The organism is Pseudarthrobacter sp. MOO14 (genome assembly GCF_058267675.1).
Genome location: NZ_CM177849.1, coordinates 3,899,761 through 3,919,216, shown reverse-complemented (window position 1 = coordinate 3,919,216; position 19,456 = coordinate 3,899,761). Strand labels below are relative to the sequence as shown.

Genomic DNA, 19,456 nt, shown 5'->3' with positions numbered 1-19,456 from the left:
CTCCTTGCTGTTGCGCCGCGGCGCGGTCTATCGGTTGTGCGTTACGGACCTGTTCAGGCTTGGTTGGCGCGCAGGAGCCGCCGGAGCAGGACCACCAGCACCGTACCGGCCGCTGCGAGGGCTGCCAGCGGCTTCCAGCGGCGGCCCAGGTCCGCGGAGTCGGCGACGGCGGCGAACCGCTGCGATGCCGCGTCCGCGCCGCGGGCGGCGAGCAGCTGGGCCTCACGGGCTTTGACCTGGGCGGCGGCCAGCAGGTAGCGGGCCTGCGTCTTGAGGTCCAGCTCCGTGCCGAGTTCATCCCGGACCTCGGCGAGGTGGTGCCGGCGCTGGCTGAGCCGGCGAACCAGCTCGGGCTCGGAAGCGTGCGGGAACTCCTGATCGTGCTGGGCGGCCTTGGCTTCCTTCTCGGCCTTGGCCTTGGCGGCGGCTTCGGCCTTTGCAGCCTTCGCTGCCTTTGCTTCCGGGCTGTCCGGATCCAGGACCGCGGGATTGAAGGCGGACCCTTCGCGGGCGACGCCGAGATCGTACTTAATGCCGCGGATGGTTTCTTCAGGCACCAGCGGCATGGCTTTCTTGAACCTCGCAAGGCCTACAAGGCCGCCGACCAAAGCGATGACCAGGAAGGCGGCGGACACCAGGAGTGCTGCCAGCCAGGCAGGCATGATGGTGGCCAGCCCCATGATGGCGGCGACGATCAGGCCAACTACCAGGAACGCCACGAAGACCAGGGCGATGGCGAAGAACGCTGCGGCCACCCCAACCTGGATGCCCTTGCGCTTGAGTTCGATCTTGGCGAAGGCGATCTCGTCGTTGAGCTGGCGTGGGGCCAACCGGAAAAGGAGTCGTGCCGTTCCCGGCAGCGCGGTGATGCGCAATCCGGGACTGGTACGCCCGCTGTGACGTCCGCTCATCGGTTCCGCCTTACTGGTCGTCTGGGTCGATACTGCCTGCGTTGTCCTGCGGAAATGTGCAGCCGCACAGTCCACGCCACCCAAACTATCATTCAGGTTCAGGGCGAACTCCGGGGCTTGCCGGGCGGCGCGGCCTACAACGCTGAAAAAACGTCCCCCGCCGGGCCTAGGATTGGTGATCGTGACCAATGCCCCCAATCCCGGCGACCTGCTGACCCGCCGCCGGAAGCTTCTGTACATCCTCCTCCTGGGCGCCCTGACGGCCTTGGGTCCGTTCACGATCGACCTTTACCTGCCCGCATTTCCTGCGCTGGAGGCAAGCCTGGGCGTGACGGAGGCGCAGGTTCAGTTGACGCTGGCCGGCACCACCGTGGGCTTTGCGTTCGGGCAGCTGGTGGTGGGGCCGTTCAGCGACAAGTTTGGCCGCCGGACACCCTTGATCCTTGCCACCGCCCTCCATATCGCAGCGTCCGTGGGTGCGGCCTTGTCCGCGGACATCACCACCTTGGGGATCTTCCGTGTCCTGATGGGTGTCGGCGCTGCCGGCGGCGGCGTGGTGGCCATGGCCATGGTGCGCGACCTGTTTTCCGGGTATGCCATGGTACGGATGTTTTCGCGGATGGCGCTGGTCAACGGCCTGGCCCCCATCCTGGCACCGGTGATCGGCTCGCAGCTGCTGCTGGTCATGCCCTGGCCCGGGATATTCGTGTTCCTTGCCTCCTACGGAACCCTTGTCATCGTGGCCGCCCTGCTGCTGGTGCGCGAGACGCTTCCGCCGGAGAAGCGCGGCAAGAGCGGCATGACTGCCCGGCAGCGGTACAAGGCGCTCTTCAGCGACCGGATCTTCGTGGGGCTGCTGATGGTGGCCGGATTCAACTTTGGCGGCCTGTTCACGTACCTGTCGGCGTCGCCCTTCCTGTTCCAGGACGTGTTCGGCTTCTCCGCCCAGCAGTACGGGTTGCTCTTTGGCATCAACTCCCTGGGCATCGTTGCCGGCGTCCAAACCAGTGCGCGCCTGATCCGGGTTGTCCCGCCACAGTGGATCCTGGCGTGCGCCACGGCCTGGATGTTCCTGATGGCCGTGCTGATCGTCGTGTTCGACCGCATGGGCCTGGGGCTGTGGGGAGTGATGGTCCCGCTGTGGTTCTACATCCTGGGGACAGGCTTCATGTTCCCCTGCGTCCAAGTGCTGGCACTGGCCGGCCACGCAGCCCAGGCGGGGACGGCGGCGTCGCTCCTTGGTGCGGCCACGTTCCTCATGGCCGGGCTGATTTCCCCCGTGGTGGGCTGGCTGGGCATTACCAGCGCGGCGCCGATGGGTTCGGTGCAGGCCGCATGCATCCTGCTTGCCATCGGGGCCTTGTGGCTGGTTGTCCGCCCGCGCACGGTACCCTCAATCCACTAACGCCGATCCACCGAACGTCCACCAGGAAGGCCGCCGATGAGCCGGAAACCGCACCGCAACGGACGGGGACTCTTCCTGGGCGCCGTGCTCGGCGCCGTCGTCGGCTATTTTGCCGGCCGGGCCGTGGGCAACCCGGCCTGGGGCATCATCCTGGGCACGCTGGCCGGCGCAGCCCTGCTGTACCGGATCAACCCCGGGTCCCGGAAACGCCGCTGACTGCCGGGCCCGGCTGCGGACGCGCCACCTGCCTTCCCGGGCCTTCCCGCGATAAAATATTCCCGTGCCCAGCTGGCAGAACCAACCGCCACTTCCGGCCACATGGCAACGGTGCGACGCCCGGATCCTGCCACTGTGGTGGGAGCGCCTGTGTGCCCAGGCCGGGCAGCAGTCAGCGGCGCTGTACGCCGCGGGGCTGTTCACCGAGGACCGCCGCCGGCCCATCGCCCAGTGGTTCAATCCCGCCTTCAATGCAGCCCTGCTGGTGGCTCCGGAAACCTCGCCGGAGTGGCCGGTCCAGCGGTTCGGTATTTTCTACGCCCCGCCGGATGCCGGCTTTGTCCGCATCCACTCGGCCCCGCACGAATGGAACCCGCGCGAACCCCGCAGGTCGCCCACGGAAAACGAGGCCTTCAACGCAGCCATCGCGGAGGCCGAAAGATTCCTGCAGGTGGAAATGGACTTCGTCTGATCTGCCGGGCGCGTCCAAGGCTTTGCCCGCGAAGACAAAAAATCCCTGTTCCGCCGGCTGGAGGAACAGGGATTTTCCGTTGCGCTCCTCCTGCTGGACTTGAACCAGCAACCCTTCGATTAACAGTCGAATGCTCTGCCAATTGAGCTAAGGAGGAATGAAGCAGCTATGACATTAGCAAAGGATTCCGGCCCAAGGGAAATCGGCGGTTTTCCGGGCCCAAACAGCCCGCGGGCAAAGAAAAGTCCCCGTTCCGGAGGCCGGAACGGGGACTGTGCGCTCCTCCTGCTGGACTTGAACCAGCAACCCTTCGATTAACAGTCGAATGCTCTGCCAATTGAGCTAAGGAGGAATGAAGCGGGTATTAGCCTAGCAAACACTTGCGGCGGAAACGAAATCGGGACGCCGTCCGTCCCGGCCACCCCGGTACGGGCCCGGCTACGCCTCGGCGCGCAGGGCCCGGCGTTCCATTTCCAGCATCATCAGTTCACGGTTGAGCCGCTGGTAGGTTTCCGGATCCGCGGCCGGATCGAGCCGTTGCAGCTGCCCCATCTTGTCCGCCTTGACCCGGGTGATCTGCAGCTCGAACAAGCGGGACAGGATGTCGCGGCAATACTTCAGCACGGCCTCCTCCGTGTGGGCAGGCAGCGGCACCACAGCCAGTTCCGAGACCAGCGGCCGGAGGGGTTCGGGAACTTCGTGCATCACGTGTTCCACCCAGCGCACCGGATCACCGGCCGCCTGCCCCGGACCGGTGGCGCGCATGGCGTCGTGGACCGCCTGGAAGGCGGGCGTGGCGAACCGGGCGTCTGCGAAGCGGTCCCAAACGGCGCCGGCCAGCAGGGACGGCTGCTGGAGTGCCACCTCCAGGGCCTGGCGTTCCATCGAGGCCACGGGGTCCCGGGGGTCGGGCCGGTGGTAGGAAGGCACCGCGCCCGACGACGGCCCGGCAGCAACGCCGGGGCCGCCGGGTTGGGCGGCGCCCGGCTGGGCGGCCTTGCCGGCCTGCGGGTGGCCGGAGGCCGCCGGACGTCCGGTGTCCCCCCGCTTCACGGCGGCCGTGACCAGGCGCAGGACTTCGTTGGGGTCCGGCATCCCGAGCCAGCCGGTCAGCGCCTGGCAGTAGCCGGTCCGCGTGGAGGCGTCACGAATGGCGGCCACCACGGGCACTGAGGCTTTCAGGCCCTGTACGCGGCCCTCAACGGTATCCAGGTTGAACTGCTTCAAGGTGGTGCGGATGGCGAATTCAAACAGCGGCCGGCGGGACTGGATGAGGGCGTGCACTGCTTCGTCTCCCCTGCTCAGGCGGAGGTCGCAGGGGTCGGCGCCCGTGGGTTCCACCGCCACGTAGGTCTGGGCCGTGAAGCGCTGGTCTTCCTCGAAGGCGCGGAGGGCCGCTTTCTGTCCCGCGGCGTCCCCGTCGAACGTGAACACCACTTCTCCCCCGGTGCCGTCGTCGGACAAAAGCCGGCGGGCAATCTTGATGTGCTCGGTGCCGAACGCCGTTCCACAGGTGGCCACCGCCGTCGTAATTCCTGCAAGGTGGCAGGCCATCACGTCCGTGTAGCCCTCCACCACCACGAGTTGGCGGTCCTTGGCGATGCTGCGCTTGGCGAGGTCGATTCCGTAGAGGACCTGGGACTTCTTGTAGAGCGTGGTTTCCGGGGTGTTGAGGTACTTGGGGCCCTGGTCGTCCTCGTAGAGCTTGCGGGCGCCGAAGCCGATGGTGTCGCCGGCGATGTCCTTGATGGGCCAGATGAGGCGGCCGCGGAAGCGGTCGTAGATGCCGCGGTTGCCCTCCGAGAACATGCCGGTGAGCTTCAGCTCGGCGTCGGTGAAGCCGCGGCCCCGGAGGTGCTTCAGCAACGCATCCCAGCCTTGGGGGGCATACCCGCAGCCGAAGTGCTCGGCGGCTGCCCGGTCAAAGCCCCGTCCGTGCAGGAAGTTCCGGGCCTCGGCGGCACCAGGCGTGAGCAACTGGGCGCGGAAGAACTCGTCGGCAACTTTGTGGGCGTCCAGCAAACGCTGCCGCCGGCCCACTTCCTCCCGGTTGGGCCCGCTTCCGCCATCCTCGTAGCGCAGCTCGTAGCCGATCCGGGCGGCGAGTTTTTCTACCGCCTCGTGGAAGGAGCTGTGGTCCTGCTTTTGGACGAAGGCGATGACGTCACCGTCCTCGCCGCAGCCAAAGCAGTGGTAGCGGCCTACCTGGGGGCGGACGGTGAAGGACGGCGAACGCTCGTCGTGGAAGGGGCACAGGCCCTTCCAGGTTCCCAGCCCGGCGCCTTTGAGCGTGACGTAGCCGTCAACCACTTCCTTGATGTCCGTGCGCTGGCGTACTTCGTCGATATCTTCACGTTTAATCAGCCCAGCCACACAGCAATCTTAGTGTCACCGTCCCGGCTTACGGCTTTCACGTGCCGTCGCCATGCGTTCCTGGAGGCTCAGGGCCAGCTTGGGGCAGAGGAACACGGCCTCCTGCGCGGCGTCCCGGTCCGGGTCCCGCAGCGGAATGTCCGTCCGTTCGCGGCCGGACTTCCCGCGTGCCACGGGGTATCCCCAGTCATCACGGTCCAGTACACCGGGAAGCAGTTCTGTGCACAGGCCGCGGCCGTCGCAGCTGGTCCAGTCGATGTGCAGAATGGCCGTCATGCCGCCACTCCCCCCAGGGGAACACAGTAACCGGCGAGGTGCGCACGGAAGTCCGCGGCGAACACCTCCAGGGCGCTGCTGACCAGCCCAGTGGTCCCCTCAGGATGCCGGCAGGCGCCGCGGCCGGACACCAGCCGTCCCAGTCGGTCCAGTTCGGAGGCGAGGCGGGGGTTGCGTTCCCCGCCAGCGATCCGGTTGAGGACGGACGCCATGGCCGGCAGGCCGAACATGCAGGGTCCGCATTGCCTTGCCGATTCATTGGCGAGGTAGGTGAGGATCCGGGCGGTCGCCCCGATCCCGCAGGCGTGCGGATCCAGCGCATGGATCACGCCTGCTCCGGGGCGCACCGTCCCGCCCACCGGCCCCACCGGCGAGAGCACATGGGCAGCAGGCCGTACCCAGCGGCCGTGGTAGCCGCCCACCAGGACGGCCGACAAGGGAGCCGGGTCCATCCCCGCTTCCTTGAGGACGGCAGACAGTTCCACCCCGCCCGGCACCTCCAGCACCACGTCGCGGACCGGGGCCGGACCGGAAACTGACACGAGCCGGGTTCCCGGATCCGTCGCAGTTCCCGCTTGGCGGAACCACTGCGCCCCGTAGCGGGCGATCAGGGCAACCTGTGCCAGGGTTTCGACATTGACCACCAGCGTGGGGCGGCCGTTCAGTCCCGATTCGCTCAGGCGCCGGCGTTGGTCAACCGGCACCGCATTTCCGGTGGCAATCATGTTGACCACCGCGCTCGACTCGCCCGAGATGAACGTTTCCGGCGCCTCCACCACCCGGACCCGCTTGGTGCCGGGACGCCCCGCGAGGGCCTGCCGGACACGGGGCAGGCCTGCTGCCGGCGCGTACACGTAGGTGCCGGCGCCGCCCAAGGCAGCCGCCAGGGTGAGCAGGCCGTCGATGACCAGGTGCGGTGCATGGCTAAGGAGGGTCCGGTCTTTGAAGCTGAGTGGTTCGCCCTCGGCGCCGTTGGCGATCACCACCGGCCGGGCCGCAAACAGGCCCTTGCGGCCGGACTCCGCCGTGGCGGTCACCTTGCGCCAGGTTTCGAACGCTGCCCCGCCCCGGCCGGTCAGCCCCGACGCCGCGAGCGCGTCAAGCAGCCCCGGTGCGGCCGCGTCTGCGTCCAGGGGGCCGAAGGTATCCAGGTGCTGGTCCCAGCCGGCATCCGGGCCGGCCGCGAGGAGGCGCGGTTCCTGCCGTGCCGCATCCGGGGGCGCCGGCTGGGAGGTGTCTCTGGCGTGGCTCACGGGAGGTTTCCTTGCCTGGCAGCGGAGGTTTCAAGAAATGTCGGTGACAGCCGCCACAACAGCGCCGCGGCCACGGCGACGGCGGACGCCGCGGCAAGCAGCAGGAACCAGCCGCTCGAGACGTCGGTACCGTTTCCGAGGGCGTGCGCCATCGCCACCGGCCAGACGCCATAGGTCAGCCAGTGGACCGCCTTGAAGGTCCGTTGTCCGATCCGGTGCCGCAGCAACCCGGTGACAACCACGGCCAGGACCAGGTCAAGGGCCACCGTCCCCAAACCCTGCCAGAACGGTTGGAAGGAGCCCAGGAAGGGCACCACGACGTCCACCGGCTTCAGCTTGGCAAAGGAGTCCAGCAGCAGTGAGCCCACGTGGAGCCCCAGGAAGACGGTGGCGAGCAGGGCGATGTTCCGGTGCAGGAGGCTGATGGAAAACCGCGGCAGCACCATCAGGGGACGGCCAGACCTGTTGAGGATTCCCAGCAGTACGGACGCGGTGAACAGGGCAAGGGAGATGAAGCCGCTCACCCGCCCGAAAGCCCACATTGCCTCATCCATGGCGGCCACCCACCGCAGCGCCGGGGCGGGCTGCTTGGCGGGGTGGGTCTGCAGGATTGGACCCGGCGCCGCGGGGGACTTGGCTATCGGTGGGCCAGCCGCCGGTGGTGACAATCCGGCCGTGGCGGTCCACGAGCCGGGCCACGATATTTTCGGCCCGGAACCAGTCCACGGCGGCGTGGCCGCGGACAATGGCGGCCGTGCTGCAGGCGTTGGCATCCAGGCATGTGGGTGCGGCCACTGTCACGGACCGCCAGACGGGCTCGGCCGGGAGCCCGAAGCGCGGGTCAAGGATGTGGTGGACGTCGGTTCCCCGGTGCGTCCAGCGGCGCTTTTGCGTGCTGGACGTGGCGAGGGCATACCCGGACGCGAGGGAGATGTGCTGGGCGGGGTCGGCGGGCAGGTCCTGGACCAGTATTTGCCACTGGCCGGGTTGGCCATCCACGAGGGGTCCGGGCCCTGCGCTGGCCAGGTCTCCGCCGAGCCCTACGAGGACCCCGCAGCCGAGCCGCTGGTGCACTTCGTCGGCGGCGAGGTCCGCCGCGACCGCCTTGGCCGTGGCACCGAGGTCAAGCCGGAGTTCGGCAGGCAGGGTCAGGGTGGTGGAGTCGAGGCCGAGCCTGGTCCATCCGGGTGCCCGCGTCGCGGGCATGTCAGGGGATGCGGCCGACGGCGGCGCAGGAGTTCGCGCCGCTCCGTTCGCCAGTGCCGGCACCGGCACGCTGCGGAGCCCCGTCATACCCTGTTGGTCCGGGCCGTGGCCCAGTGCGGCCAGGTCCGCTCCGAGGGTGGGGTCGACGTCGCCGCCGGTCATGGCCGCCGCGTCCAGGGCCCGTTGCAGGAGCAGCCGGAGCATCGGGCTGACGGTGACGCCCTGCGCCATCCGGGGTTGGAGGATCACAAGTTCCGAGTCGTTGCGGAAACGGCTGCAGGCGGCGTCGACGGCGGCCACCACGTCGCGGACGATCCGTTCCGCGCCAGCCAGGGCGCCGGCGTCCGTAACGGTAACGGAGGCCTCAAGCTCCCAGACTGTCCAGGTTGATTGGGCCGCCATACCGCGTTCCGCCGCCCCAGTGCCGGCCGGGCCGGACCGGCCCATGCGGGCACCGTGCGCGTCAGGACCGTTCATTTCAGGATCCCGAAGACCTGCCGTGGACCGTGCCGCCGTTGCCGGGTTGGACCGGCGTGGTGCTTCCGTAGCTCTTGGAACGGCGCGTGCCGTCCTGCCGGCTCCCGTAAATGTCGTTGCCCGAACCGGTGGAACCGCTCGGTTTCGGCGTGGTGCCTTGGGTGCTGTTGTCCGTCCCGGGAGTGGTCCTGGCGATGACGGAAGGCGTGGCGGCGTACACGGCGGCCGCGCTGACGCCCGCAACGGCGACGCTGCCCACGCCCACCGCCACGGTAATCCCGGTGGCGAGGCGCTTGCCCCTGCTGCGAGTACTCATGACCTGCTCCCGTGCTTTAACGGCCTGCCTTTTCCCCTATCTTGCCCCTCGTTCCTGTGGAAACTCTTAGAGCAAGCTGTTGATCGGTCGGGTGTTGGCAGGATCCGCCACGGCCTCGCGGGGCTACCAGAGCGAAGGCAGGCTCCCCACCAGGCGCTCGTACATGGCAAGCGCCGAACCATCCGTCAGGGACGCCACCTGGTCGATGACCACCCGCAGCCGTGCCCCGTCGTCGGCAGCGTCCCGCCAGTCGGCGGCAAACATCGGTTCCAGGTGCCTGTCCCCCGTGGCGCTCAGGGCAGTGACCAGGGCGTGCAGCACTTCGCGCTGGCGCTCGTAGATGGGCTGCCGGTGTTCAGTGGTCATCACGAACGTGGTGGCGAGGCCCTTCATGACCGCGATCTCCATCACCGTCTCATCCGGCACCATGAGCTCGGCGCTGTACCGGGTGAGGTTTTCGGGGCCGTAGACGGCACGGGTGGTTTCCAGGGCGCTCTGGCAGAACCTGCCGATCAGCTGGCTGGTCATGTTCTTCAGGGCTGCCATCGACTTGCGGCTGCCGTCCGCCTCGCGCACCCACACGTCCGTGGCCTCGAGCCGGGCCAGCGCGGCGTCGATCGCCGCAGGATCGTTGTGCGGCAGGTACCACTGCTTCGCGTACCCCACCACGCGGGCCCGGTGGTCCGGGTTGTCAAGCCAGCGCAACTGGAAGTGGCCGGCAACGATCGCGTCCTCCACGTCGTGCACCGAGTAGGAAATGTCGTCCGCGAGGTCCATCACCTGGGCTTCCAGGCAGGACCGGCGCTCCGGGGCACCCTCGCGGATCCAGTTGAAGATGGGGAGATCGTCCTCGTAGGCGCCGAACTTGCTGGTCCGCTGGCCGTGGATCACCGGGGCTTCCAGGGCAGACCACGGATATTTAGACGCGGCATCGAGGCTTGCGCGGGTGAGGTTCAGCCCTGCCGGGCGGCCGTCAGCCGTGAGCACTTTGGGTTCGAGCCGGGTGAGCAGGCGGAGCGTCTGGGCGTTGCCTTCGAACCCGCCGATGGCGTGCGCCACCTCGTTCAGCGCCGATTCGCCGTTATGGCCGAACGGCGGGTGGCCGAGATCGTGGCTCAAGCAGGCCGTGTCCACCACGTCGGGGTCGCAGCCCAAGGCCCGGCCGAGTTCCCGGCCCACCTGCGCCACTTCCAGGCTGTGCGTGAGCCGAGTGCGGACGAAGTCGTCCGTGTCAGGGGCCACCACCTGGGTTTTGGCGCCCAGCCGGCGCAGGGCCGAGGAGTGCAGGACCCGGGCGCGGTCCCGCTCGAAATCGGAGCGGTACGTGTTCTTGGGCGGTTCCTCCACCCAGCGGGCGGAATCGTGCAGCTCGTAGCCGGGCAAGGCGAGCGCCGCGGTAGGCGTGCCGGACGCCGGAGTGCCGGCGACCGGGGTGCTCAGGGAAGCCTCAGCCACCGGAGACATCCAGCTCGGCAGCAGCGATGTCCCGGGACTGGTCGGCGTTCAGGGCGCGGGAATCGAGCCAGTCCTTGGGCAGGGCAGGACGTTTCGGGGAGCCGGCACGTCCGCGCGGGCCCTCGGCGTCAACCCCGGGGTAGGGCGAGTCCAGGTCCAACTCCGCGAGGGTATCCCGGAGCACCTCAAGGCTGGTGACCAGGGCCAGCCTGGTGCGCAGCTCACCGCCCACCACGTAGCCCTTGAAGTACCAGGCGATATGCTTCCGGATTTCACGCAGCGCCTTGCCCTCGTCACCGAAAGTCTCCACCATCAGTTCGGCGTGCCGGTAGACACCCTCGGCCACCTGGCGCAGGTTGGGCCGGTGCCGGACATCACTGCCTTCGAATGCCGCCTGAAGGTCGCCGAACAGCCACGGGCGCCCTTGGCAGCCGCGGCCCACCACCACGCCGTCCACGCCGGTTTCGCGGACCATCCTGACGGCGTCCTCTGCTGACCAGATATCGCCGTTGCCCAGCACCGGGATGTCCGGCAGGGCCTCGCGGAGGCGCGCGATGGCGGACCAGTCCGCCTTGCCGGAGTAGAACTGGGCGGCCGTGCGGCCGTGCAGCGCGACGGCGGCAACCCCGGAGTCGCGGGCGATGCGGCCGGCATCGAGGTACGTCAGGTGGTCATCGTCAATGCCCTTGCGCATCTTGATGGTCAGCGGAACGTTACCCTTGCCGGCTTCCTTGACGGCGGTCTGCACGATCGCGGTGAAGAGGTCGATCTTCCAGGGCAAGGCCGAGCCGCCGCCGCGCCGGGTCACCTTGGGGACCGGGCAGCCGAAGTTGAGGTCGATGTGGTCCACCCGGTCTTCCTCCACGAGCATCCGCACGGCGGCGCCGACGGTGCCCGGATCCACACCGTACAGCTGGACGGAACGGACTTTCTCGTCGTCGTCATGCGAAATGATGCGGAGTGATTCAGGGGTCCGTTCCACCAGTGCGCGGGAGGTGACCATCTCCGCCACGTACATGCCGCCGCCGTATTCACGGCAGAGCCTGCGGAAGGCGGAGTTGGTGATGCCGGCCATGGGGGCCAGGATCACCGGAGTGTCAACGGTGATGGGTCCCAGCTTCAGGGGCGGGAGTTCCAGCTTGGGGGCGGGAGGGGTTGCTGCAACAGTCACCTGTCCATTGTTGCAAAGCCGGGCAAATCGAAGGTTTCCGCCGTGACACCAGGCCTCTCCGGCGGGGCTTTCCGGCCCGCCCCGCAGGCACATCGCCGCGCACCCCGTCAGCCGCGGTCCGCCCTCCGGCCCCGGCGGGTGGCGGTTTCCGCAGCTGGTTCGACGCCGGCCCGCCGGCTGCGCTCCCCCAGCGCGGCTGCGGCGAGCGCCCCGGTATCCGCCACGTCTCCGGCGTGGACGTGGCCGTCGTCGTGCGCCCCGACCCCGGCATGGCCCTCAACTGCCCTGATGCCGGTGGCCTTGACCACGAGCACGGCGATCAGGGTGGTGACCGGGATGGCCAGGACCAGGCCGATGGAGCCCACCAGCGTGCGGATGACTTCCTCGGACAGTTCCGAACTGGTGAGGGTATCCATCAGGGGCCGGTCGTAGAGCATGACGATGATCAGGATGGGCAGCGCGGCCCCCGCGTAGGCGAAGGCGATGGTGTACACGGTGGAGGCGATGTGGTCTCGGCCGATCCGCATGGCGGAGGTGAAGAGTTTCCGGGCGCTGGTGCCCGGCGCCAGTTCGTAGAGCTCCCACACGGCAGAGGACTGGGTGATGGTGACGTCGTTCAGGACGCCCAGTCCCGAAATGATGAGCCCGCACAGGATCACGCCGGAGATTGAGATGTTCGCCGAGGTGTTCACCAAGGTGGCGGCGTCATGGCTGCCGACGCCGGCGAGGTTGGCAGCGTCCGTGGCCCAGGCGGCCAACAGCGCCGTGATGCCGAGCCCGAAAATGGTGCCCAACAATGCCGTGGACGTCCTCGCCGAGAATCCGTGGGCAAAGTAGAGCACACCGATCATGATCACGGTGGAGCCCACCAGGGTCAGGAGCAGCGGAGGCTTGCCCTCCACCAGGCCCGGGAGCAGGAAGTTGGCCAGGACAAAATAGGCGCCCACGAGTCCGACCAGGGCGCGGAGACCGCGCCACCGGGCGACAGCGATGACCACCGCGGCATAGAGCACGGCGAGCAGGACAATCGGCAGGGTGCGGACGAAGTCCACAAAGACGTAGGCCGGCGAACCCTGCGACCCGGTGGCCCCTTGGACCTTCGAGAGGTTCAGGTACCGGATCTGGTCCCCGGGCTTGACCCCGTGCGAAGAGGCCACATCCGGGTTGATCACCACCTTGACCGGGCTCCCGCCCTTATCCGGCTCCGTGAACGCGAACGTGCAGTCCGAGCCCTGGCGGGGAGGCTGTCCGGTGGAATCCTGGCCCGTCCCCTGCTGGGTGGAATCCTGGCCCGTCCCCTGCTGGCTGGACTGCTGGCCGGCCCCCGGCTGGCCGGATTGCTGGCCGGCCCCCGGCTGGCTTGATTGCTGGCTGGTCCCCTGCATGCAGTTCTCGGCCACCACGCTTTGGATGGTTCCCGTATCGAATGTCACGCCGGGGGCCGTGGAGTACGGGTTGGCGAGGGTGATTCCTTCCTTGCTGCCGGAGGGCCACAGCGCGGCCATCCCGGCCAGGGTCAGCAGCGCCAGCGGGATCAGGACCGCGGCCAGGATGCGGTTCGCCTTGCTGCGGGCAGCCATCGCTTGCGGTGTCGGCTCCGAATGGCTCTCGGAAGTGTGGGAGTGACCGGCGCCCATCAGCAGTACAACCTCATGGCTTGTACTCTACGTGCGGCGCCATAGGGTTTATAAATGGACCATCGGATGGGGAGGAACCAGGCATGGACAACGGTGGGACACGTGGAACCGATACCCGCGGGACGGGAAAAAGTGGCGGGGAACAGGCCGGGCGCGCGCCTTCGGATCCCCAGCACCGTCCCGTACTGAGCGTCCTTGCGGCATCCGGTGCCACCAAGGGAGTGGTCCTGGTCCTGCACGGCGGGAGGGCGCACAGCCGCGCACCCGTGGAGGCCCGGCACCTGAGCCCGGCCAGGATGGTCCCCTTTGCCCGGGACCTGCACCGCATGGGAAGGAAACACGGGCTGGCGGTCTGGTCCCTGCGCAACAGCGTCCGCGGCTGGAATGGCCCGGACATGACCCCGCTGCAGGACGCACGGTGGGCGCTACGGCAGATCGAGGAACAGCACCCGGGCGTACCGATCTTCCTGCTGGGCCACTCGATGGGCGGCCTGACAGCCGTCTGCGCCGCAGACCATCCGCAAGTTGAAGCCGTGGTGGCCCTTGCGCCATGGCTAAGCCCGGAGACCCCTTCCGCCCGGGTCGCCGGACGGAAGGTGCTGATCGTGCACGGAACCACGGACCACATGACCAGCCCCAGGCAGTCGCTGGCATTCGCCCGCCGCGCCACCGCGGAAGCGTCCAGCATGCAGTATGTGTCCCTGAAGGGTGTGGGGCACTTCATGCTCCGAAAGATCCGGGTGTGGCAGACGCTGGCCTCCGGGTTTGTCATTAAGTCCTTCGCGGAGAGCACGGGCGCCCCTGTCCGGCCGCCGCGTTCTTTTTCGCAGCTGCTGCCGGAATCGTCCGTGCACGTCACCCTCTAGGCGCGGTCCCGATGCCTTGGCGTCCCCCGTCCAACGACACCTTCTACCGGGTCATCGTCCGTACCGGGCAGTTCCTGCGCTGGGCCCTCCGGCTGGACATCCAGGCGACCGGCCTGGAAAACCTTCCCGCGAAGGAACCGGCCACCGGCCCTTCCCGCCGGGCGTCCCCCGGAAAGGGAGCGGTCTTCGCCATCACGCACTTCGGCTACGTGGACTTCGCGGTAGTTGAGCTGCTCCTGTGGCGGCATACGAGTGCCCAGCTGCGGTTCCTCGTCCATCAAGGCGCCGCAGACCACTGGTTGGCCGGCCCCGCCATCAGCGCCAGCGGCCATGTGGTGGTGGGCTATGCGGACCGTTCAGACGCCTACGATGCCGCGGTGGCCAAGCTGCGGGCCGGCGAGTACCTCGCGGTCTTCCCGGAGGCCGGGGTGAGCCGCAGCTTCACGGTTCGCGAATGCAGGACCGGTGCCGTGCGGATGGCTGCGGAAGCCGGGGTCCCGGTCATTCCGGTTTCGGTCTGGGGTGCCCACCGGGTGATGACCCGCGGCCACGGATTTTCCCTTCGGCGCAGCTGGCGGGCACCGGTGCGCCTCGAAGTGGGAGCGCCGATCGTCTTTCCGCATGACGTTGACGTTGAGGAGGCCACGGAGGCGCTGCGCGGCACGCTCCAGGCCGGGATCGACCGGTGCATTGCAGGCTTTCCGCTGCAGCCGGAGCACGGGGCGTGGTGGATGCCGGCGCACTTGGGCGGCGGCGCTCCTTCGGACGCCGAGCGGCAGCGCCTGGACGCCGCAGACGCCGCCGCGGGCCGGCGTCGTGGTTCCCGCCAAACGAAGTAAGCGCCAGGTCTTGCCGTGAAGGTCACGGCAAAACCTGGCGCTGCCTTGGCTGCCGGGTGGGCCGGCCGGCCCCGGTCAGTCGGAGACCACCAGGGTTTCCGCCGCGGCGAGGCGGGCCTTGCCGGACTCCAGGAGGGGTTCGACGGCGGCGCGCAGCGCGGTCATCGAGTCGTCCAGTTCCAGCATCACCGGGTGCTGGTACGCGATGAGGGCGAGCATGTCGCGCACGGCCTCGGCAGCGTCCGCGGCGGACAATGCCGGCTCATGTCCCACGAAAACGTCCGTGGGCGTGTCCGGTCCTGCGGACTCGGTCCCCGGGGCCGCGTCCGGCCCGGCGGGGGCCGCGTAGCTGACGGCGAAGGCCCGGATGCGGCCCTTCTTGCTCGGCGCCACGCCGGCACCGAAAGCCGATTCCGGTTCGGCCCGCAGCACGATGGCGCCGTGCGCGCCGGTGAGCTCGTCCAGGAACAGTTTCTGCACCTGTCCCACGGAGAGGACCCCGGGTGAATCCCAGTCATGGATGGCGGTGTAGTAGCGTCCCACCACGTCGGTGAGCTCCACCGAGCCGGTGGCCAGGTCCATGACGACGTCGGAGCCTGCGTTCTCGCCGCCGGCCGCACCGTCCCCGTCCTTGGCCGGGAAGACGGGCAGCCGGAGGGCGCCCGGCTCGACGACCACCAGGCGCGAGCGCTGGATGGGTTCCAGCCCGAACGCTTCGGCGAAGGCGGCCCCGGCGGTGCCGGGCTCCACCTTGGCGCGCAGCCTGGTGACACCCGACGGCGCGTTTTCGGCTTCGCGGCGCAGCATGGTCAGCAGGCTGGCGCCGATGCCGGCGCGGCGGTGGTCCCGGGCCACCTCGATGTAGGTCCAGAGGCGTTCCGGGTGCAGGGACGCCTCGTAGACGACGCCGGCGGCTACCGGGATGCCGACGCCGTCAATGACGTCCTCGGCCACGATGCAGCGGCGCCACGGCGTGCCGTCCCGGCCGTTGGAGGACAGTGCCAGGGCGCCGCGGAACTGGCGGGCCTCGCCGGTGTCCGGGTCACCCCAGATTTCCAGCAGCGCAAGGTCGTCACCATCGCGCCATGGGCGGTATTCGATGGTCATTTTCAGGCGCCGATCAGCCGTGCGGCCAGGTAACCTTCCACCTTGTCCAGGGAAACACGTTCCTGGCTCATGGTGTCCCGCTCGCGGATGGTGACGGCCTGGTCCTCGAGGGTATCGAAGTCCACGGTGATGCAGAACGGGGTGCCGATCTCATCCTGGCGGCGGTACCGGCGGCCGATTGCACCGGCGTCGTCAAAGTCGATGTTCCAGTTCTTGCGCAGCTGGGCGCCGAGTGCCTTGGCCTTCGGTGACAGGTCCTCATTGCGGCTCAACGGCAGCACGGCGGCCTTGACGGGGGCCAGGCGCGGGTCAAGCTTCAGCACGGTGCGCACGTCCACGCCGCCCTTGGCGTTGGGGGCCTCGTCCTCGGTGTAGGCGTCCACCAGGAACGCCATGAAGGAACGGGTCAGGCCGGCCGCGGGCTCGATCACGTAGGGGGTGTAGCGCTCGTTGGTGGCCTGGTTGAAGTAGCTCAGGTCCGTGCCGGAAGCCTTCGCGTGGGTGGAGAGGTCAAAGTCGGTCCGGTTGGCGATACCTTCCAGTTCGCCCCACTCCGAGCCCTGGAAACCGAAGCGGTACTCGATGTCCGTGGTGCCCTTGGAGTAGTGGCTCAGCTTCTCCTTGGGGTGCTCGAAGAAGCGCAGGTTCTCGTCGCGGATGCCCAGGCCGGTGTACCAGGCCATGCGCTCGTTCATCCAGTACTTGTGCCACTCTTCATCCGTGCCGGGCTCGACGAAGAACTCCATTTCCATCTGCTCGAACTCGCGCGTGCGGAAGATGAAGTTGCCCGGCGTGATCTCGTTGCGGAAGGACTTGCCGATCTGGCCGATGCCGAACGGCGGCTTCTTCCGCGACGTGGTGAGGACGTTGTTGAAGTTCACGAAGATGCCCTGGGCGGTTTCGGGGCGCAGGTAGTGCAGGCCTTCCTCGCTGGCGACCGGGCCGAGGTAGGTCTTGAGCAGGCCGGAGAACTCCTGTGGCTCGGTCCACTGGCCGCGGGTGCCGCAGTTGGCGCAGGCAATGTCCTTCAGGCCATTTTCCGCCGGGCGGCCCTTCTTCTCCTCGTACTCTTCCTCGAGGTGGTCGGCGCGGTACCGCTTGTGGCAGGAGAGGCATTCCACCAGGGGGTCGGAAAAGACCTCGACGTGGCCGGAGGCCTCCCACACCTGGCGGGGCAGGATCACGGAGGAGTCAAGGCCCACCACGTCCTCGCGGCCGCGGACCATGGACTGCCACCACTGACGCTTGATGTTTTCCTTCAGCTCAGCGCCCAAGGGGCCGTAGTCCCAGGCAGAACGCGAACCTCCGTAGATCTCACCGGCCTGGAACACGAAGCCCCTCCGCTTGGAGAGGGAAATGACCTGGTCGAGGACGGATTTTGCTGCCATGGGGTAACTCCAATTTCTACAGGGCCGCTGGGTGCGGTCCGCGGTGTGCAAACCCCGGCTGCGGCGTGCAGGGCACACCGGGCACCGGGTGGGCGGATGGGGGAAGATGCGTCAAAAGCTGCGTGTACTAGCCTACCGGCCGGCGCCCCCGGAGCGCGCCCCGCGGCCAGGGCAAGGTTGCCAGGATGATGGCGCCGAGGGTGAGCAGGGTCCCAAGGACCGTGGCAGGGGCGACGACGGTGCCAGGCGCGGGCAGCACCAGGTCCAGTGCCAGGGACCCCAGGAGTTGGCCCGCGATCATGCCGAGCCCGGTGACCAGGACGCCGAGGCTGCGGACCAGCAGGGCACCCAGGCCGATGAACACGCAGCCCATGGGACCGCCCAGGTAGTACCACCAGTCGGCGGGCAACGGATTGCCCGGCCCGGCCACGGCGAGCTTCACAGCGAACGCCGCCCACAGCACGATGGTGCCGGCCACGAAGTTGACCAGGGTGGCGGCGATGGGGGTGCCGTAGTGGACGGTGGCGGTGCCGTTCATGGCCTGCTGGAAGCTCATCAGGAAGCCTGCGGCCACCGGCAGTAGCAGCGGAACGAGCAACGCAGCCGGGTCGGCGCCGGTACCGGCGCCTCCCCCGCCGAACCGCGGCGACACTGCCCAGGCGACGGCGGCGATGGTCAGGAGGCAACCGATGATGCGGATTCCCGTAACGGACTTCTTCCCGGCCGGGCCGATCCCCAGCCGGTCCACCAGCAGCCCGCTCACGGTCTGTCCCGTGACGGTGGCGACGGTGAAGAGGGCCACCCCGAGGAGGCCCACGGTAAAGGACTGGGCGAAGACGAACAGCGCCCCGATGGCGCCGGCCAGCACGTAGATGCGGGGAAAAGCCCGGGTACGGACGGCCGGGAGGATGGCCGCCAGCCCGGCCCGGCCCCGCGGCAGGACCAGCGAGATCAGGATCATCACCAGCAGGCCGGTGCTGAAACTGACCACGGCAGCGGCGATTCCGTCGTTGAGGCGGGCGCCGAGGGCCCCGTTGATGCGGCCTTGGACGGGGATGGCCAGGCCGGCGCCCACCGCCAGGGGCAGGCCTGCGAGGACGGGCAGGCGTGGAGGGGAGGTCATTGGATCCACCTTAGTTCAGGCATTATTGCTGTATGAGCAACCCCATTGACGACGTCCCCATCCGCGACAGCATGATCCGGCTGGGCCAGCTGTTGAAGCTTGCCAACCTCGTGGAGGACGGCGTGGAGGCAACGGAGCTCATCAAGAACGGGCTGGTGAAAGTCAACGGCGAAATCGACGACCGCCGCGGCCGCCAGTTGCACCACGGCGACACCGTCACCGTGAACGGGCACACCGTGAAGGTGGTCGCGCCGGAGGCGGGCTGACCGCCACGGCCGCGGCGCCGTCGTCGTACGCCTACTTGTTGAGCACCTCGTGGGTGAGGAACTCCCCCACGTGGCCGATCTCCTGCTGGTTGATGCCGTGCCACATGCCCGTGTAGAGCACCTTGGTGAGCTTGACGTGCTTGCGCACCCACCCCATGGTGAACTCGATCTTGTCCTGGGTGATCACCGGGTCCTGCTGGTCCCGGCCCCAGAACATGGGGATGGTTCCGTCCAGTTCGGCATCCTTGAAGGTGGGGTCGCCGGCGGCGTCCACCACGAAGCCCGAGAGCCCGACGACGGCAGCGAAGTCCGTGGGACGCTGCCGCAGGAGGGTGGTGGCCATGGCCATGCCCATGGAGAAGCCCAGCAGGGAGACGGAGGGGTGGCCTTCCCTGATGGTGTCAATCCATTCCTGGACGTAGGCCGACGCCGCCTTGACCCGGTCCAGGGAGTAGTCGATGGACGCCGTCAACGGGAACCAGGTGAAGCCCGGGCCCATGGCTATCGGCGCCCGGACGGATGCCACCGCAAAGTCCCCCGGAAGCATCCCGGCAAGGCTGAACAGGTCCTGTTCGTTGGCGCCGTAGCCATGGAGCAGCACCAGCAGCGGTTTGCCGGCACGCTGGTCTTCGGGGTGGGACCACAGGACAACGGGAGCGGGAAATACTTCGGCGTCAGTCATGGTTTCCATTCTTACAG

General features: G+C 68.2%; 20 protein-coding genes and 2 tRNA genes. 6 read left to right on the top strand and 16 right to left on the bottom strand.

The annotated features are described in order from the left end of the window. Positions 1 to 53 precede the first annotated feature (53 nt). The gene (locus tag AC4EEV_RS18010; RefSeq protein ID WP_026265057.1) at positions 54 to 911 is read right to left on the bottom strand and encodes a phage holin family protein; all 858 of its coding nucleotides are present in this window, start codon (positions 909 to 911) and stop codon (positions 54 to 56) included. Between the two features lie 175 nt (positions 912 to 1,086). On the opposite strand from AC4EEV_RS18010, the gene AC4EEV_RS18005 reads away from it, so the two are divergent. From AC4EEV_RS18005 to AC4EEV_RS17995, 3 genes are all read left to right on the top strand, one after another. Next, positions 1,087 to 2,316 (top strand): multidrug effflux MFS transporter, encoded by a 1,230-nt coding sequence (locus AC4EEV_RS18005; protein ID WP_018763421.1) that lies wholly within the window; start codon positions 1,087 to 1,089, stop codon positions 2,314 to 2,316. Between the two features lie 36 nt (positions 2,317 to 2,352). Next, positions 2,353 to 2,532: a glycine zipper 2TM domain-containing protein gene (locus AC4EEV_RS18000; RefSeq protein WP_018763420.1), complete on the top strand. Its 180-nt coding sequence runs from the start codon at positions 2,353 to 2,355 to the stop codon at positions 2,530 to 2,532. A gap of 64 nt (positions 2,533 to 2,596) precedes the next feature. After that, entirely contained in the window at positions 2,597 to 3,004 is a 408-nt protein-coding gene (locus AC4EEV_RS17995; protein ID WP_018763419.1) for a hypothetical protein, read from the top strand. A gap of 84 nt (positions 3,005 to 3,088) precedes the next feature. Here the strand turns inward: AC4EEV_RS17995 and AC4EEV_RS17990 are convergent. From AC4EEV_RS17990 to AC4EEV_RS17940, 11 genes are all read right to left on the bottom strand, one after another. Next, positions 3,089 to 3,161 (bottom strand) — tRNA-Asn (locus tag AC4EEV_RS17990). Positions 3,162 to 3,283: 122 nt separating this feature from the next. Further along, positions 3,284 to 3,356: transfer RNA gene (locus AC4EEV_RS17985), tRNA-Asn, on the bottom strand. Between the two features lie 86 nt (positions 3,357 to 3,442). After that, a complete protein-coding gene (gene dnaG / locus AC4EEV_RS17980; RefSeq protein WP_491329639.1) occupies positions 3,443 to 5,377 on the bottom strand; it encodes a DNA primase in 1,935 nt (644 codons plus the stop codon). A 15-nt stretch (positions 5,378 to 5,392) separates the two neighbouring features. Beyond that, positions 5,393 to 5,653, bottom strand: coding sequence for a ferredoxin (locus AC4EEV_RS17975; RefSeq protein WP_491329638.1), 261 nt, complete (start codon positions 5,651 to 5,653; stop codon positions 5,393 to 5,395). Next, on the bottom strand, positions 5,650 to 6,906 hold the full coding sequence (locus AC4EEV_RS17970) for an NADH-ubiquinone oxidoreductase-F iron-sulfur binding region domain-containing protein (RefSeq protein ID WP_491329637.1): 1,257 nt from the start codon (positions 6,904 to 6,906) through the stop codon (positions 5,650 to 5,652). Before AC4EEV_RS17970 ends, AC4EEV_RS17975 begins: the two co-directional genes overlap by 4 nt. Beyond that, positions 6,903 to 7,460, bottom strand: coding sequence for a ferric reductase-like transmembrane domain-containing protein (locus AC4EEV_RS17965; protein WP_240617724.1), 558 nt, complete (start codon positions 7,458 to 7,460; stop codon positions 6,903 to 6,905). Before AC4EEV_RS17965 ends, AC4EEV_RS17970 begins: the two co-directional genes overlap by 4 nt. After that, positions 7,453 to 8,589, bottom strand: coding sequence for an FAD:protein FMN transferase (locus AC4EEV_RS17960; RefSeq protein ID WP_491329636.1), 1,137 nt, complete (start codon positions 8,587 to 8,589; stop codon positions 7,453 to 7,455). The genes AC4EEV_RS17965 and AC4EEV_RS17960 overlap by 8 nt, the downstream gene beginning before the upstream one ends. A 1-nt stretch (position 8,590) precedes the next feature. Further along, positions 8,591 to 8,905, bottom strand: a complete 315-nt coding sequence (locus tag AC4EEV_RS17955) for a hypothetical protein (RefSeq protein WP_491329635.1) — start codon at positions 8,903 to 8,905, stop codon at positions 8,591 to 8,593. Positions 8,906 to 9,028: 123 nt separating this feature from the next. Next, positions 9,029 to 10,369 carry a deoxyguanosinetriphosphate triphosphohydrolase gene (locus tag AC4EEV_RS17950; protein ID WP_442852944.1) on the bottom strand — a complete coding sequence of 447 codons (1,341 nt, stop codon included), beginning with the start codon at positions 10,367 to 10,369 and terminating at the stop codon, positions 9,029 to 9,031. Then, positions 10,353 to 11,531 carry a tRNA dihydrouridine synthase DusB gene (dusB, locus tag AC4EEV_RS17945; protein WP_491329634.1) on the bottom strand — a complete coding sequence of 393 codons (1,179 nt, stop codon included), beginning with the start codon at positions 11,529 to 11,531 and terminating at the stop codon, positions 10,353 to 10,355. Before dusB ends, AC4EEV_RS17950 begins: the two co-directional genes overlap by 17 nt. 107 nt (positions 11,532 to 11,638) lie before the next feature. Then, positions 11,639 to 13,111: a YibE/F family protein gene (locus AC4EEV_RS17940; protein ID WP_491329633.1), complete on the bottom strand. Its 1,473-nt coding sequence runs from the start codon at positions 13,109 to 13,111 to the stop codon at positions 11,639 to 11,641. A gap of 140 nt (positions 13,112 to 13,251) precedes the next feature. Here AC4EEV_RS17940 and AC4EEV_RS17935 point away from each other — a divergent pair, with 140 nt between their 5' ends. Beyond that, entirely contained in the window at positions 13,252 to 14,034 is a 783-nt protein-coding gene (locus tag AC4EEV_RS17935; RefSeq protein WP_133832634.1) for an alpha/beta hydrolase, read from the top strand. A gap of 11 nt (positions 14,035 to 14,045) precedes the next feature. Then, positions 14,046 to 14,873, top strand: coding sequence for a lysophospholipid acyltransferase family protein (locus tag AC4EEV_RS17930; RefSeq protein WP_491329632.1), 828 nt, complete (start codon positions 14,046 to 14,048; stop codon positions 14,871 to 14,873). A 75-nt stretch (positions 14,874 to 14,948) separates the two neighbouring features. Here AC4EEV_RS17930 and AC4EEV_RS17925 read toward each other — a convergent pair whose 3' ends face one another. The 3 genes from AC4EEV_RS17925 to AC4EEV_RS17915 form a co-directional block, all read right to left on the bottom strand. Next, on the bottom strand, positions 14,949 to 15,980 hold the full coding sequence (locus AC4EEV_RS17925) for a GNAT family N-acetyltransferase (RefSeq protein ID WP_491329631.1): 1,032 nt from the start codon (positions 15,978 to 15,980) through the stop codon (positions 14,949 to 14,951). A gap of 2 nt (positions 15,981 to 15,982) precedes the next feature. Next, entirely contained in the window at positions 15,983 to 17,368 is a 1,386-nt protein-coding gene (locus AC4EEV_RS17920; protein WP_133832637.1) for a glycine--tRNA ligase, read from the bottom strand. Between the two features lie 127 nt (positions 17,369 to 17,495). Further along, positions 17,496 to 18,491, bottom strand: a complete 996-nt coding sequence (locus tag AC4EEV_RS17915; RefSeq protein ID WP_491329630.1) for a DMT family transporter — start codon at positions 18,489 to 18,491, stop codon at positions 17,496 to 17,498. Positions 18,492 to 18,523: 32 nt separating this feature from the next. Here AC4EEV_RS17915 and AC4EEV_RS17910 point away from each other — a divergent pair, with 32 nt between their 5' ends. Then, a complete protein-coding gene (locus AC4EEV_RS17910; RefSeq protein ID WP_018763404.1) occupies positions 18,524 to 18,757 on the top strand; it encodes an RNA-binding S4 domain-containing protein in 234 nt (77 codons plus the stop codon). Between the two features lie 31 nt (positions 18,758 to 18,788). Here the strand turns inward: AC4EEV_RS17910 and AC4EEV_RS17905 are convergent, their stop codons facing one another. Then, positions 18,789 to 19,439, bottom strand: a complete 651-nt coding sequence (locus AC4EEV_RS17905; RefSeq protein WP_018763403.1) for an alpha/beta hydrolase — start codon at positions 19,437 to 19,439, stop codon at positions 18,789 to 18,791. Between the last annotated feature and the right edge of the window lie 17 nt (positions 19,440 to 19,456).